Origin of the sequence: Niastella caeni, from assembly GCF_004834005.1 — a bacterium.
GTDB lineage: Bacteria > Bacteroidota > Bacteroidia > Chitinophagales > Chitinophagaceae > Niastella > Niastella caeni.
Genome location: NZ_STFF01000009.1, coordinates 1 through 15,183, shown reverse-complemented (window position 1 = coordinate 15,183; position 15,183 = coordinate 1). Strand labels below are relative to the sequence as shown.

Here is a 15,183-nt window from a genome sequence, read left to right as displayed (position 1 = left end):
GTAGTTTGTGGTTGCTTAGTTCGGGCAGTCATTATAGCTGTTTATGGTTTGTGGTTTATTGTTTGTGGTTGCTTAGTTCGGGCAGTCAATATAGCCGTTTATGGTTTGTGGTTTATTGTTTGTGGTTGCTGCCGCGCTTTGAGATTCGCTATTGATTTTGAAAATCGTTTTTATGCAGCAGGAAAGCGAGGCGTGCCATTTAATAATGACTTCACGAATAAAAGAACCATAAACAATAAACCACAAACAACAAACCACAAACTGTTACTTCTTCTGCTTAAACAACCACGGCAACAATTCCGGTTCTGCAAACGCATTGTTCCAGCTATCATGGCCCACACCGGGGTATTCGGAGTATTTAACTTTGGCGCCGGCTGCCTTCAGCGCATTATTCATGAGCCTTGAATTTCCAACCGGAACGGCCTGGTCGTTATCGCCATGAAACAGCCAGATAGGAAATTTTTTCCCATAGACCGTAACTTTTTGCGGATCGCCACCGCCGCAGATGGGAAACGCGGCTGCAAAGAATTTGGGTTTGCGCCACAGCAGTTCAAACGTGCCCATGCCGCCCATAGATAATCCGCCCAGGTAGATCTTTTTGGTATTGACCCTTCCGGTTGCCACCAGTGAGTCGAGCAAACGGCTTACGAGGTCGAGGCTTTTACCAATAGGCAGGTCAGAAGGAAAACTGAATTGTCCCAGGGAATCTTTTTTATGAGGTTCGCGACGAATACGTGACCAGAAATCTGTATTTGGGCATTGTGGGAATATCACGATGGCCGGAAATTGCTGGCGAATGGCCGAATCGGCAAACAGTTTACCACCATGCGTTAATTGCGCTTCATTATTATCACCGCGTTCGCCTGAACCGTGCAGTAACACGATCAGCGGATATTTTTTATCGGCATTATAATTAATAGGGTATAAGATGCGATAACGCAGCGTATCGTTACCGTTGATGTACTCTTTTTTCTCGTACAGTTGCTGGAACTGGGCCTGTAGGTTGTTCATGAGAAGCAGCCAGAATAAGGTTGTTAGTATTTTATGCATAATCTCAGGTATTGTCTATTGCAAATTGTAGATTAGTTACCAGTTTTCACGTCAATGGTGAATGGCGAGTAAGCCCGCCAAAATTTCAGCATTCCGAATATTCGGGAATCCACTCACCACTCACCACTCACAATTCAAATGGCGCTTTACGACTAGAAAGTTACACTTTTCCTCTCATGCCTCGTTCTCCAAACTTTAACTAAGAACTAATGATCAAAGCCTAGTAAACTGCTCATTTTCTGCTACATTTGCACGCCGTACATTTTGCTATTTTTCCGAATGATTAAAAAACTTGACTGGTACATATTAAAGAAGTTTATCTCTACTGCCCTGTTCATGGTGTTGATCTTTTGTGTAATTGCCGTAGCGATCGACACCAGTGAAAAGGCCGATGACTTCGTGAAATCAGGTTTGTCTACCTCCAAGATCATTACTCAGTATTATTTCGGGTTTGTTCCGTTTATCATATCCATGATCTTCCCGTTGATGGTCTTCATCGCGGTAATCTTCTTCACCTCAAAAATGGCGGGTAAAAGCGAGCTGGTAGCCATACTGGCCGGCGGCGTACGGTTCAACCGCATGCTGCGTCCTTATTTTATAGGCGCTTTATTACTGGGTGGTATCTTTTGGGTAGCTACCCAATTTTTCATCCCCAAGGCCATGTTGTTACGCGCTACTTTCCAGGCAACCTATATTGATAGTAAAAGCTCTTATGAGCAGGGGGAAGCTGCCAAGCGTTCCCGCAATTACTATTTCAGGGTAGATGGCAATACGTATGCCGGCATGCGCAATTACGATACGTCTTCCAAATCGGCCAATGATTTTTATATGGACCGTCTGAACGGCACCAAAATGATCTATAACCTGCGGGCCGATTACCTGCGTTGGGATACCGCCAAAAAGAGTTGGAAATTGCAAAATGCCACAGAGCGAAAAATTGAAGGTGTAAAGGAAATAACGAAGGTCATTCCTGAAATGTCGCTTAACCTGAACCTGAAGCCCAACGAGATCAAGTTTGATAAATACCTGAAAGATAAGATGACCACACCCGAACTGGTGCGGTATATTAAAAGCGAGGAGTCGCGGGGGGCAGAAGGGTTGAATGATTATAAAGTAGAACGGTACCGGCGAGACGCCAATCCCATATCGGTGTTTATACTCACCATGATTGGCGCGGTGGTGGCTTGCAGAAAAACTCGGGGTGGTAGTGGTTTGCACCTGGCGGTAGGTATTATAACAGCCGCGTTTTTTGTAGTGATGGATAAGTTTTCGCTTACCTTCTCTACCAAGGGTAATTTTCCGCCGTTACTGGCTGCCTGGACGCCTAATATTATTTTTTCCATAGTGGCCATTTGGTTATATCGCATTGCGCCCAAGTAAACCATGCATTAAAAAAATATTAATATAGGCGAACGATTGTTGTTTTTTTCTATGCTAAGCATTGCTGAATTAATTTTGCTCTTTTGAGTGGGTTTGTTATAACTTTAGCCAAACTTTTCCCCTCATTATTACATATTTACAAATAATTATACTGCATCATGGGAATTCTAAAGGATAGGTTTAAGGTAAAGGCAGAAGCATCCGCGGCCGAGTTAAAAGATCTGTTAAAACAACATGGTAGTAAAAAGATTGGTGAGGTACAATTATCTCAGATCTACCAGGGTATGCGTGGAATAACCGGCCTGGTTTCAGAAACATCATTACTCGATGCAAAAGAAGGGATTCGTTTTCGCGGATATTCAATTCCCGAATTACAAAAACATTTGCCAAAGGTTCCCGGTGGTAATGAACCTTTACCTGAAGGACTTTTTTACCTGATGTTGATTGGCGAGCTGCCCGATGAAGAAGCCGTAGCTTATATCACCTCAAGCTGGCAACGCCGCTCACACGTACCTAATCACGTATTTGCCGCCATTGACGCTTTGCCGGTAACCGCCCACCCGATGACCATGTTCGTATCGGGCATTATGGCCCTGCAAACCGAAAGTAATTTTGCCCGCCGCTATGCCGAGGGTATGAATAAGAAAGATTATTGGGAAGCGGTGTTCGACGACTCTATGGACCTGTTGGCCCGTCTGCCTCGTGTAGCCGCTTACATTTACCGTCGTAAATATCATAACAACCAGCATATTCAACCCAATGGCCTGCTCGACTGGGCTGGTAACCTGGCGCACATGCTCGGTTACGAAGATGAAAGCTTTAAAGAACTGATGCGTTTGTATATGACCATTCATGCCGACCATGAAGGAGGAAACGTATCGGCCCATACAACGCACCTGGTAGGTTCAGCATTAAGCGACCCTTACCTGAGCCTGGCTGCAGGGATGAATGGACTGGCTGGTCCGTTACACGGTTTGGCTAACCAGGAAGTGGTGAAATGGATCCTGGAAATGCAGAAAGAACTGAAAACAGAAGTGCCTACCAAAGGACAAATAGAAACATACGTAAAAAGTACGCTCGCTGCAGGAAAAGTGGTTCCTGGTTATGGACACGCAGTATTGCGTAAAACCGATCCTCGCTTCACCGCGCAGATGGACTTTGCCAAACGTCATTTCTCTGATGATCCGCTGGTACAGATCGTATGGAATGTGTACGATGTAGTTCCGCCGATCCTGGAATCACTGGGCAAGGTTAAGAACCCATGGCCTAACGTAGATGCACACAGCGGTGCGCTGCTGGTTCACTACGGAATGGTTGAGTATGAATTCTACACGGTGCTGTTCGGCGTTAGCCGCGCATTGGGTGTACTGGCCAGCCTTATCTGGGACAGAGCCTTGGGCTTTGCCATTGAGCGTCCGAAGTCGGTAACTACCGACCTGGTAAAAGCCTGGCTGGAAGGTAAAGACGAGATCTGGGGCGATTAGTAGATTATCTTTCTTCTCAAAACTTATATACAAAACCCTGTTCTGGTTTAACCGCCGGAGCAGGGTTTTTTAATGGAATAAACTTTTCGGGCTTTTGTCGGCAGCCGGTAGCTAAAACCTTTTTAGAACCTCGTTGCTACTTTATATCTCAGGGTCATCCTAAGGTTATCCCTGGGTTATCCTAGGGTCTTCCTTGGGTTTTTACCTAATGATCACCTAAGGAAATCCTTACTATGATCTTAGGATAAAGGGTAACATTATGGTAGACCTTAAGTGTTAGAATGCTATATATTTGTATATTTATAATACAAAACTGTTGTTTATGGCAAGCACTAAAAGTCTTTTATTGATGAAATTATCAGGGCAGCTGGGTAAAGAGCTCGTATTTAAACAATATGGCGACAAAACGGTCGTGAGCAAATACCCTGATATGAGCAATCAAAAGTTCAATGCTAAACAAAGATTGGTACAGTCAACTATGGAAGATGCGAATTATGAAGCCAAGCGGATAATGGCCGATGAAGAATTAAGCAAAGAAGCACAGGTACGGTTAAACGTAACGCGTAATAAACTGTATACGGCATTGATAAAGGAGTATTTTAGAAATATACGTGCAGGGTCCTAATGTTGCGTCAATCGTAAATCAATAAATCCTGAAATCTCGAAATCCCAAAATCTCAAAATCCAAAATCACTTCCTGGTCCTATTTCTTACCAGGCTTTTATATTGCTTTGGCAGTTTTTCTTTGTCTTCAAAGATGGTGTCAATTTTGGGCTTCGACAGATCGAGCAGGGTATACAGGTCCTGTTCCACTACAGTAGTGTCTCTGGGGTCATCTACTTCGTTATGGTGACCATTGGTAACGTTGATCAAAATTTGTACATGCCGGCTGCTATCCCGGAATAACCAACTGTTTTTTATCGTATAGTCACCCGCATCGCCCCAGCGTTCCCCTAATTCTATATAAGAAGAGAGGCTGTCTTTTGCCATATCGAAAAAGAACAATTTAACAGAGGAGGGCACATAATCAGAAGGTGTTCTTGCCAATAAGCCAATTCTGTTACTATCTATACCGAACTTGTAAATGGCGAACAAACCAGGAGGCTGATGTAAATGCCATTGGGCCATATCTTCCGGAAAAAACAAAGCGTTGATACTGTCAATGGCGCGGCCACTCATTGGATCGGCCGGATCTTCTGTTGAATACACTTCCAGCGTATCAATAGCAACATTATTGAACAGGGAAAGTAAGCTATTGTATTTGCTATCTTTTTGCGTTTCAGCCCCGGCTTTCGATTTAATCGACTGCGGCTGCTCGCAGCTAAAGACAGTGATCAGGAACAACAGGTAAAGAAGTTTATTCATAACATGTTTTTAGCATCCACCCTCGCCACGTACTTTGAAGGTCGTTTTTATTTTTTTACCGGTTATTTGCAGGGTGCCTGAATATTCATAGAATTCGTCAGCTACTTTTACTTCTTTCTTACGTAACACTACTTTATAACCTACGGCATAATACACTTCTACCGAACTGATGGCATTAAGCTGCTTCGACTCACGGGTGTTCTTTTTTAAAGTTATATCCTTTCCTTTTATCCTGATGATGGCCATATCGCCCATATCTGATAAGAAAATATATTTTTCTTCGGTCAACTTACAGGTGTCGTAGGTAAAGAATTCGCCGCAGCCGTCTATAGAACCGGGAATGGATTTAATAAAATCGAGTTTAAAGCCGGAAGGGTTAGCTGCGGCGGCCTTCGCTTTTTTCGTGTTACTGGTTTTGGTTTTTGCAGTGCTGGCTTTTGGCGTGTCTTCACTCGCCGAGTCGTTACCGGCACAATTGGTCAAAACCAGCAAAGCCAGGAGCGGTAAAACTAATTTTTTCATGGTACGGTCTGGGTTAAATTTCGTACAGGAAGTTTTTGAATTTTTGTTCCATATTGCGTCACAAGATAATAATTGATTGATGAATTCTATAGCTGTATTATTTTGCCAGTGCTTCTTTATCTGCCAATAAAACAGCCTTTTTGCCTTGATCAGCATTATTATTACAACTGTAATAACATGCAAAAGAAAGGGAAAGTAAAATGCAACAGAAAAATCGATTATTCATAAGGTGTGCAAAATGAAGTTGAAAATACGCTGTTTATGGTTGATCTGCAATCCGGCAATAAACATTGTATTTCTTGAACAGTTTATGTAACTTTTTCGCTGGTTTCGTACTAATGCTTCTTTGGAAAGCGCCAATTCAACTTAATCAGGCAAGCTATAAAAGAACCCGACGACCTTCTTATGGAAAAATTACAAAAAGATCCCTTATTACTTTTCCCTTGTCCGGGATGCAATGCGCAATTATATTTTAATCCGCAGCATCAACAATTGCAGTGTGAGTATTGTGGTGTAAAAGTAACAATTGATAAAGGCACCGATCTTATTAAAGAGAATAGCCTGAAGCAGCAATTGTCGGAAACCGGCGACCCGGCAGCAGTTATAGAACAACAGGTATATAAATGCACGCGATGCGGCGCTGAAACAATATTTACTTCTGAAACACCTACTTTCGTTTGCAACTTTTGCACCTTCGAAGTGGTGAACCCCGTAGCTTATAAAACCCGCATTGTACAGCCCTCCGGTATTATTCCTTTCAATATAGATCAGCAACAATCGGTAACTATTTTTAAGAACTGGTTAAGCAAAGGGTGGTGGGCACCTGGTGATCTCAAGGAATTTGCGCGGGAGGATGCACTGCACGGTATTTATCTGCCCTTTTGGACCTATGATGCTCAAACCAATAGTGAATGGAGCGGATACGGCGGCCGGTATTATTATGAAACTGAAACGGTAACAGATTCCAATGGTAACAGAAGAACAGAGCGGGTGCGAAAGACCGAATGGATCTGGCGGACAGGCACCTATGAACATTTTTTCGACGATATACTTATAGGCGGAACTAAAGAATTAACCCAAAGTGAATACGAAAGCATTTTTCCTTTTGAGTTAAGTGCGTTGGTAAACTTCGATACCCGTTATCTTTCCGGCTTTCAGGCCGATGTATATGATATTGCAGTAAGCGATGGTTATGCGCGGGCAGAGGGAGTTATGGATGAAGTGATTTATAATGCCTGCGTTGATCTTTGCCGGATAGATACATACAGGAACGTAGAGGTTAGTACTTCCTATAGCAATCAAACCTATAAACATATTCTGCTGCCGCTTTGGGTTTGCACCTATTTTTACAAGAACAAACAATATCATTTCCTGGTAAATGGACAAACTGGCAAAATTCATGGTAAAAAGCCGGTATCTGTTCTTAAAGTGATACTCGTGATTGCATTGGTGCTGCTGGTGATATTGGCCATTTTCTTTTTTAGCCAGCAATAGGTGAGTGACAGATTATCCTCACTTGTATATACTTCTAAAAGTTTATACATTTAAGATTAATGTAACTCACTGCAACATGGACACACATTTATTCGAAAAGTTATACAACGAAGGCCTGATCTCAGCCCCTTCTTTTCAAAAAATAAAGCTAAAGGCTGATTCCAGCCTTTTTTCGGTACACTGGGAATTAAAAACGATCTTATACCTCGGTATTCTTTTGCTTACAGGCGGATTAGGAATACTGATCTATAAAAACATCGATACGATCGGTCACCAGGTTATACTGGCTGCCATTGGACTATTATGCATAGGTTGCTTCTTCTATTGTGAACGTAAAAAGCTTCCCTTTGCTATGACCAAAGTACAGGCGCCCAATTCTTTTTTTGATTATATACTCTTACTGGGGTGCCTTACCCTGATCACTTTTATAACCTACCTGCAGGTACAGTATACGGCTTTTGGAAATGCATATGGACTGGCTACTTTTATTCCAATGGTCATTTTATTCTTTTGCGCTTATTATTTCGATCATTTAGGGGTTTTAAGTATGGCCATAACCAATTTGGCTGCCTGGATGGGTATTGCCATTACACCACTCAATATTCTCAAAGCAAACGATTTTGAAGATGCCGAGATCATTTTTGCCGGGTTGTTTTTAGGAGTGGCGCTGAATGTAATAGCATTGCTCAGCAAACAGAAAAATATAAAAGCGCATTTTAGTTTTACGTACACCAACTTTGGAATGAATATATTGTTCATTGCCTGCCTGGCAGGCATGTTTCACTTCGACGATTGGTATATTCTTTGGCTTTTACCGCTGGCTGCCATTGCTTTCTTTTTTTATAGAAGATCACTCGCTACCGCTTCCTTTTATTTTATGTTGCTGTTAACCCTGTATGGTTATATAGGTATCAGCTATGTGATAATACGTTTGCTGATAGATAGCCGGATGGACATGGGCGCTGTTTACTTTGGATTTATGTATTTTATTGTATCGGGTATAGGAATGATCGTATTCCTGAGCAGGATGAACAAAAAACTAAAGCATAATGATAGCCTATAACCATACCTCGCTCGACAACTTATTGATAAATGAGGAAGCCAGCGTTGCTTTGAATAATGAACTTATTTCAAAGGAGGAGGCGGATGCTATAAAAAACGTTTATCCTGTCAATCTCTACACCCCCAATTTATTTATACGCATAGGATTATTTCTGCTAACAGTAGTGATCGTGTTGATGGGTTTTGGTTTGTTTTGGCTGCTTACCAAAATTGAGTCAGAAAAAGGGATTGGAACATTGGTACTTATTGTTTCATTAATGCTTTATACCGCATTGGAGTTTTTAATTCGTGAAAAAAAGCATTACCGGTCGGGAATTGACGATGCTTTGTTATGGTTGAGCATTGCGTTTATGTCAATCGCTGCAGCGCTACTTTTTCCTTACATTTCTTTCTTAGCCCGATCTGTTCTAATATTTATTCTAACCTTTTATATCCTGTTGCGATTTGGAAACATATTAATAAGCGGCCTTGTTTATCTTTCTTTTCTTGCTATCGTATTTTATGCTGTTATCCGGCTGGGCGATGTGGCAAAGATCATAATGCCCTTTTTGCTCATGGCTATTTCCTTTTTCGTTTATTGGCTTATGAAGAAGAATAAGCATAATAGCCGGGTAAAATATTATAAAACCAGTTGTACGTTTGTAGAAATACTGGCCCTGGTTACATTGTATGCAGCCGGAAATTATTTTGTAGTAAGGGAGGTAAGCAACAGCATGTTTGAGCTTGGGTTGAAAGAAGGAGAATCTATCCCCGGCGGCTGGTTTTTCTGGATCACGACAATTCTTCTTCCCATTGCATATATATTCAGAGGTATACAGAAGAAAGATGTTGTTATACTGCGAACAGGCCTGGTATTGGTTGCTGCTATTGTATGTACCATTCGTTATTATCATCACATTGCTCCGCTGGAAGTAGCAATAACAATAGGCGGTATAATAATGATCATTATAGCTTATGCTATTACAAAATATCTTACAACCCCCAGGCATGGATTTACACATGCCGAACCGAATGATCCTGCTTTAGCCGGCTGGCTTCAGGTGGAATCTTTGGTTGTTACACAAACCTTCCACCAGACAACGCCTGTTGAAACTGTTGATCAAACCAAATTTGGTGGCGGAAGTGGTGGCGGCGGTGGAGCTACCGGCGGTTTCTAGAAGTAATTCCCAATAAAAAAGGCCTGCATTGCTGCAGACCTAGAACCAGAAAGGATAGAATAAGGATTCGAACGATTTAATGAAGCCATAGGATGGCATCGGCTATTTTTTCTCTGCTATCAAGGTTTTGTGAAATCCATTGTTATTAAATACCTGCACGTAATAAATGCCCCTGCTTAATCGAGAGATGTCAAGCTTAAAGGTGTTATCGCCTTTTTCTGCATTCACTTTTTGGCGTACCAGCGTGCGGCCCGTTACGTCGGTTACCTGTATGGAAAGGCGATCCCTTTTTGGCATGTATGCAAAAACTGTCAGCCAGGGTTGGGTGGTAAAGGAGGGGCGGAGCTGTACGGCAAACAGCTTATCCCTGGTTTGAACCTCCCGTAGTGAACTGTACGGCCTGGCCGCCAACACGATTGTCAGCGTAGCCGGGTTGCCTGTGCACATGTTCAGGGCATTGCCAGGTGGGATCTGGGTTCCTGTATAATATTTTACTCCGGAAGAATAATTCTGTACGGTATCATGCGCGCCCGAGACCCAGGCGCCGCCCCATGCAACGTAAGCTGTTGTATCGCCCGGCGGACAGATAGCCCTGATAATGTCATTGCTGGTAAGATTACCCTGTACATACAGGTTATTGATTACGGTAATAACAGCAACCCCATACGTGGTGATCGTATTATTAAAGAGGTTGCCAAACACTCTTGTATTACCCGTTGCGTTGATATTGACCAGTCCATTATTGGTTAAATGGTTAACAACATTCAAACGCCCGTTTACATCGATCACCGACACACCGTATACACTGCCTGTATTGTTCAACAGGCCTGAACTTCCATTGACTGTCATTACGCCTGTACTGCCGATGTTCAATGCACTGTTATTAATTGCATTGCCGGTCACGGTTAAGGTGCCATTGATGGTAGCAGTATCTGAACCGGTGGTTGTAGGCGTTGAGCTATTCATAAAATTACCACCAACGGTCACTGTTCCCGAATTTCCTACAGTAAAATGCCCGGTGCCTGAGGTCATGGCAGAAGTGCTAACAGCCGCATCGTTGATATGCAGGTTGCCGCTAACAGCAAGCGAACCATTTACAATCAGTGAAGTATAAGGTGGGTTTGTAGTAGTGGCAATGCCATTATAGGGAGGCGGATTAGTTGCACAAGCGCTCGATACGATCGTTGACCCGTTCCCGTTAACAGTAAGATTTACCGCGCTCATTGTTCCGCCGCTATCAATTTCAATCCGGCTATAGGCATATTCAACCAGGAAGTTGGTTCCATTTACCCTCAGTGTTCCGCCCTTGTGCACATGGATGATGCCTCTTGGGCCTAATACATTATCATTTCCATTGAGGGTTACAGTAGCGCCGCTGTCAACATGCAGAAACACCCAGTTCTTAAATCGTTTTGTTGCAGTGCCTGCCGCCAGATTACCGTTTACCGTGAGTGTGCCTTTGCAATCGATGATCATGGCCTGGGACGTAAGTCCCGTAGTTGACAGGCAGGGATAATAGTTGTTATTGGTGCCCGTATTACCATCGCCCTGGAGGTTGCCATCGATGGTGAGCGCACCACCGGATGCAATGCTGATATACGACGGTTGGTCGAGCCAGGTAAAACCTCCGGTGACAGTCATACTTCCACTGCTGCCAATGGATAATGTATTATTGGCGCCCGAAATGGATACGGAAGGATAAGTGACGGATGAATTGATGGTAGCAGACTGTCCGGAAGTTAAAGTTAACTGTGCCTGTATTTGGTACGAAACGCCAGGCAACAGAAAACTTATAATAAAAGAAACAATAAATAGATGTTTGCGTAATGCAATTACGCTTTGGTTAAGGGTAGCACTTTTTACCATAGAATACCGGATTAAAGTGTAATTCAAGGCTATTGTGATAAAGGGTATCGATCCCTACAGATGATCCTTTAAATATATTTGTATTATTTATGATGCAAAGAGGCCATTTTTTTATGGCAAACGGGGTAGTAATTATTGGAAAAAATTATAAAAGAAAAACGATATGTGATAAGTGCTTGATCGTTAATTAATTACACCTAATGTTGAAGCAGGGAAAGCCATTCCGCTTTTGTTATGGAAGTAAAGAAAGATGCTTCTGATCTTAGCAGATCGTTTGACAGCGCTCTTTTCGTTGCCTGCAACTTCACTATTTTTTCTTCTACTGTATCAGGGCAGATCAGGCGTACCGCCATTACGTTCTTTGCCTGGCCAATGCGGTAACTGCGATCTATAGCCTGGTTTTCAACTGCGGGGTTCCACCAGGGATCAACCAGGTACACATAGTCTGCTTCGGTTAAATTAAGACCCGTGCCACCGGCTTTCAGACTTATTAAAAATACCCGGATCGACGGATCCATTTGAAAATTATTTACAACGGCTTCCCTGTTTTTTGTACTACCGGTGAGGTATTCGAATGCTATTCCTCTATCCTGCAGCTCTTTTTTTATCAGTTCAAGCATCGATACAAATTGTGAGAACACCAGTACTTTGTGATTTTGCGCTTTATTGTCAATTTGTTCTATCAGTGTTTCAATTTTTGAGGAGCTGTCTCCATACAACTTTTCATCTTCCAGTAAAAGCGGTGAATCGCAGATCTGTCGCAACCTGGTTAAACTCCTTAACACATGTATGGAGTTTTTGGAAAGTTCTTCTTCACTTCTGCCGGCAATATAATCGCGGAATTCTTTTTCATAGGCATCATACACTTTGCGTTGGGCTTCCTCCATAGGGCAATAGAGGACCATTTCCGTTTTCTCCGGAAGTTCCCTGGCTACATCCCGTTTGGTTCTTCTTAAAATAAAAGGCGCTACTTTTTGTTGCAGTTGCCGGGCATGCCGGCTGCTTTTGAATTTGTCTATCGGTATAGAGAACAGGTCTTTAAAAGATTGTTTGTTGCCTAACAGGCCGGGGCATGCAAATGATAACTGGGCGTACAGATCAAACGTGTTATTTTCTACCGGTGTTCCGGTGATGGCTATTTTATTGCGTGATTGTAGCTGACGGGCGGCATAATAGCGTTGTGATTCTATGTTTTTTATGTTTTGCGATTCATCGAGAAAAATATAATTGAACCTGTATTTAGTAAGAAAGGCAATGTCTGAAAGGAGGGTTCCGTAGGAAGTTAAAATGATGTCATAGTTATCGAATGCGGTAATATCTTTTATTCTGCCGGCGCCATATAACGTGAGCATTTTTAAGGAGGGAGCGAATTTTTGCACTTCGGCCTGCCAGTTAAAGATTAGTGAGGTGGGCACCACCACCAGGTTGGTATTCTGTTGAACTTTTTTTCGTTGTCCTAAAATAAAAGCTATGATCTGAAGGGTTTTACCGAGGCCCATGTCATCGGCCAGGCAACCGCCGAAATTAAAATTGTCGAGCAGGTTTAACCAGGTAAGTCCCTGCTTTTGATACGCTCTTAAGGAGGCATTCAGTTCCTCTGGTATATTCACCTCATTGTAAAGGTCAATCTGTTTTAGTTTTGATTCATACAACGCAATTTCCTTTTTAACGGTATCATCCAGCTCGTCATCCTGGAAGAGTTGTTTTACTTCAGCATAATTGAATTTAGGTATTTGTAAAACTTCATCCACTATCTCTGCTGCGTTAAAGTAGTCTTCAAATTTTTGTAACCATTCTGAAGGAAGGATGCCTTGCGTGCCATCATCCAGTTTTACAAACTTGTTTTTATTGCGAACGGAGATGTGTAATTGTTTTAAAGATGCTTTTTTCTTTCCAAAGCGAACCTCCAGGCTGGCATTGAACCAATCTAAACCGCTGGCAACCTGTATGGTAATTTTTGCTTTATTACCATTTAACTTATTCCCTTTAAGTTGGTTGAAGCCCAGCACGGTGATACCTTGTGACTGCCATTGCTCAAAAGCATTTAAGAACCAATCCTCATTTAAAAAGCGTTGCTTGTGCAGGTAAAAGTGAGGCGGGTCGGTATCAAGCTGTTCTTCAAAATCTTCGTGTTGTTTTAATAGCAGTGCAATGAAATTAACTTCCGCATCCCTGTCTCTTTCAACGGCAAACACTTCGCCCTCACTATCCTTGATATAAATTTGTCTTTTGGTAAGTACCGGAATTTCAACGGTACCGTATTTCAGCACGGGATTGATCAATACATAATTGTCAAGGTCTGATAGGTATATAAACTTTTCTAAAGATGAACGCAATCCGCTTTGTGCTATTTGTGTTTTATTACCTGGTTCAAGGAAAGTGTAATGAACGCTTATCTTGTCCTCCAGCTTAGACAAAATGTTCTGTTGAATGTTTATATATTCCGATTTATGCAGTTTTAACCCAGCAGGTTGATGCTTAAAGAACCGAACGAGTTTAAGCAAATGAAATTGGGAAAGTAAGTGAATAGATTCGCCGCGCAAGATGAAATAATCATATTTGATTTCGATATCACTGAATGAAAAATTTTTATTTCCAATTTGAATTTGAGGAACGATGAAATACCATTCATTTTCCTTGCGAATAGAAAGTGGTAGATCTTTAATAGGTTCACCTATATTGATTTCTTTTAAAGAACCGGCCGTAACATTTTCAGAGAACTCAGCATTGTGATAGAAAAAGCGTAAAGAGAGCGGATTCGCCGTTACGGTTTTGAGGGCTTCGATATCTGCCGGGGATTTTGCCGCGGTAGGATTGTTTTGAAAGCGGCTCAGGGCGGTCAGGAATTTAAGTTCATCGAGATCCTTTGCTTTAAGGGCGGCGTCGAATGGATTGATCAGCTTAAGCGGGTTCTTTAGCTTCCCGGTTTGGGTAGTAGGGGCCTGGTAAAGTTCCAGCGTGAGTTGTTTGTGAAACCGATAGTTTTTTAATACAACTATGTGTTCGTCACTGTGGAGTGTTAACCCCGGAATGGTTGCTTTGCGTTCATCGGTCAGTAATTGCTCCTGCAGGTCTTTTATGTGGCCCATGGAAAGTAGGTCTGATTTGGGGGCAAACTACGGTTTTTGTGGGGATGGGTGGTTTAAAAGCTGAAACGGTAGAAATTTATTATTTTTGTAAGGTTAATAATTATGCCATGGCTTTTAAAAGACAGAAACTTTTTTTTGCATTAAGTGCTGAAGAAAAAGAAGCAGGTTAAAAGCTGTTTTGAAGGAAGAAATGGAGAAGGATAAAGCGATGAATCTGCCTGTGGTTTATCGCAATGAATTGTGCGCAAAGCCTAATTTATTCATTCATAAGTATCCCAACGGTCATACAGTACTAATAGAGCAAGACTCCCACACTTCAGAAGAAAAAATAATCAAGGTTTTACCGTTTCAATTATGAATTCGGGTATAAAAATCTTTATAAATACATCTCTGAATTTGATTCAGTCACTCTTTTTGATAATGGGATTGTATTTATAGAAGAGCCCGTTATACCGCATGAAATATTGCATATAGGTGAGGGTAAAATGTATCTGAAAGTGAAAAATTACCCTGCCTGGGTTAAACCAATTATTGATAAGTTTCGAGATTTCATTTTGGACTAGATTTTTATTAAGTGGTATCGGAAGGTTTTGACTAATTCCAACAAAAAAGGCCCGCATTGCTGCAGACCTTTTAAAGCTTCTTTTTTGTGGAGAATATCGGAGTCGAACCGACGACCTTCCCGATTGTCATCGGGACGCTCTAGCCAACCGC

The 15,183-nt window shown here is 42.1% G+C and carries 12 protein-coding genes; 7 read left to right on the top strand and 5 right to left on the bottom strand.

Features of this window, described 5'->3' with window-relative positions:
- Positions 1 to 264: 264 nt before the first annotated feature.
- Positions 265 to 1,050: a carboxylesterase family protein gene (locus tag FAM09_RS25035; protein WP_136579910.1), complete on the bottom strand. Its 786-nt coding sequence runs from the start codon at positions 1,048 to 1,050 to the stop codon at positions 265 to 267.
- Positions 1,051 to 1,329: 279 nt separating this feature from the next.
- Here FAM09_RS25035 and FAM09_RS25030 point away from each other — a divergent pair, with 279 nt between their 5' ends.
- The 3 genes from FAM09_RS25030 (at position 1,330) to FAM09_RS25020 (ending at position 4,539) form a co-directional block, all read left to right on the top strand.
- Positions 1,330 to 2,430 (top strand): LptF/LptG family permease, encoded by a 1,101-nt coding sequence (locus FAM09_RS25030; RefSeq protein WP_136579909.1) that lies wholly within the window; start codon positions 1,330 to 1,332, stop codon positions 2,428 to 2,430.
- A gap of 158 nt (positions 2,431 to 2,588) precedes the next feature.
- Positions 2,589 to 3,914, top strand: a complete 1,326-nt coding sequence (locus FAM09_RS25025) for a citrate (Si)-synthase, eukaryotic (RefSeq protein ID WP_136579908.1) — start codon at positions 2,589 to 2,591, stop codon at positions 3,912 to 3,914.
- A 322-nt stretch (positions 3,915 to 4,236) separates the two neighbouring features.
- Positions 4,237 to 4,539 (top strand): hypothetical protein, encoded by a 303-nt coding sequence (locus FAM09_RS25020; protein WP_136579907.1) that lies wholly within the window; start codon positions 4,237 to 4,239, stop codon positions 4,537 to 4,539.
- A gap of 65 nt (positions 4,540 to 4,604) precedes the next feature.
- On the opposite strand, the gene FAM09_RS25015 is transcribed toward FAM09_RS25020, so the two are convergent.
- Complete coding sequence (locus FAM09_RS25015; protein ID WP_136579906.1) at positions 4,605 to 5,279, bottom strand: hypothetical protein; 675 nt, start codon at positions 5,277 to 5,279, stop codon at positions 4,605 to 4,607.
- A gap of 9 nt (positions 5,280 to 5,288) precedes the next feature.
- Positions 5,289 to 5,801 carry a hypothetical protein gene (locus FAM09_RS25010; RefSeq protein WP_136579905.1) on the bottom strand — a complete coding sequence of 171 codons (513 nt, stop codon included), beginning with the start codon at positions 5,799 to 5,801 and terminating at the stop codon, positions 5,289 to 5,291.
- 405 nt (positions 5,802 to 6,206) lie between these two features.
- On the opposite strand from FAM09_RS25010, the gene FAM09_RS25005 reads away from it, so the two are divergent.
- The 3 genes from FAM09_RS25005 (at position 6,207) to FAM09_RS24995 (ending at position 9,514) form a co-directional block, all read left to right on the top strand.
- Positions 6,207 to 7,295 carry a hypothetical protein gene (locus tag FAM09_RS25005; RefSeq protein ID WP_136579904.1) on the top strand — a complete coding sequence of 363 codons (1,089 nt, stop codon included), beginning with the start codon at positions 6,207 to 6,209 and terminating at the stop codon, positions 7,293 to 7,295.
- Positions 7,296 to 7,371: 76 nt separating this feature from the next.
- Positions 7,372 to 8,358, top strand: a complete 987-nt coding sequence (locus FAM09_RS25000; RefSeq protein WP_136579903.1) for a DUF2157 domain-containing protein — start codon at positions 7,372 to 7,374, stop codon at positions 8,356 to 8,358.
- A complete protein-coding gene (locus FAM09_RS24995; RefSeq protein WP_136579902.1) occupies positions 8,345 to 9,514 on the top strand; it encodes a hypothetical protein in 1,170 nt (389 codons plus the stop codon). Before FAM09_RS25000 ends, FAM09_RS24995 begins: the two co-directional genes overlap by 14 nt.
- A gap of 102 nt (positions 9,515 to 9,616) precedes the next feature.
- Here FAM09_RS24995 and FAM09_RS24990 read toward each other — a convergent pair whose 3' ends face one another.
- A complete protein-coding gene (locus FAM09_RS24990; protein WP_136579901.1) occupies positions 9,617 to 11,380 on the bottom strand; it encodes a T9SS type A sorting domain-containing protein in 1,764 nt (587 codons plus the stop codon).
- A 197-nt stretch (positions 11,381 to 11,577) separates the two neighbouring features.
- Entirely contained in the window at positions 11,578 to 14,469 is a 2,892-nt protein-coding gene (locus FAM09_RS24985) for a DEAD/DEAH box helicase (protein WP_136579900.1), read from the bottom strand.
- 44 nt (positions 14,470 to 14,513) lie between these two features.
- Between FAM09_RS24985 and FAM09_RS31455 the strand changes: the two genes are divergently transcribed.
- On the top strand, positions 14,514 to 14,639 hold the full coding sequence (locus FAM09_RS31455; protein ID WP_262711682.1) for a hypothetical protein: 126 nt from the start codon (positions 14,514 to 14,516) through the stop codon (positions 14,637 to 14,639).
- Positions 14,640 to 15,183 lie beyond the last annotated feature (544 nt).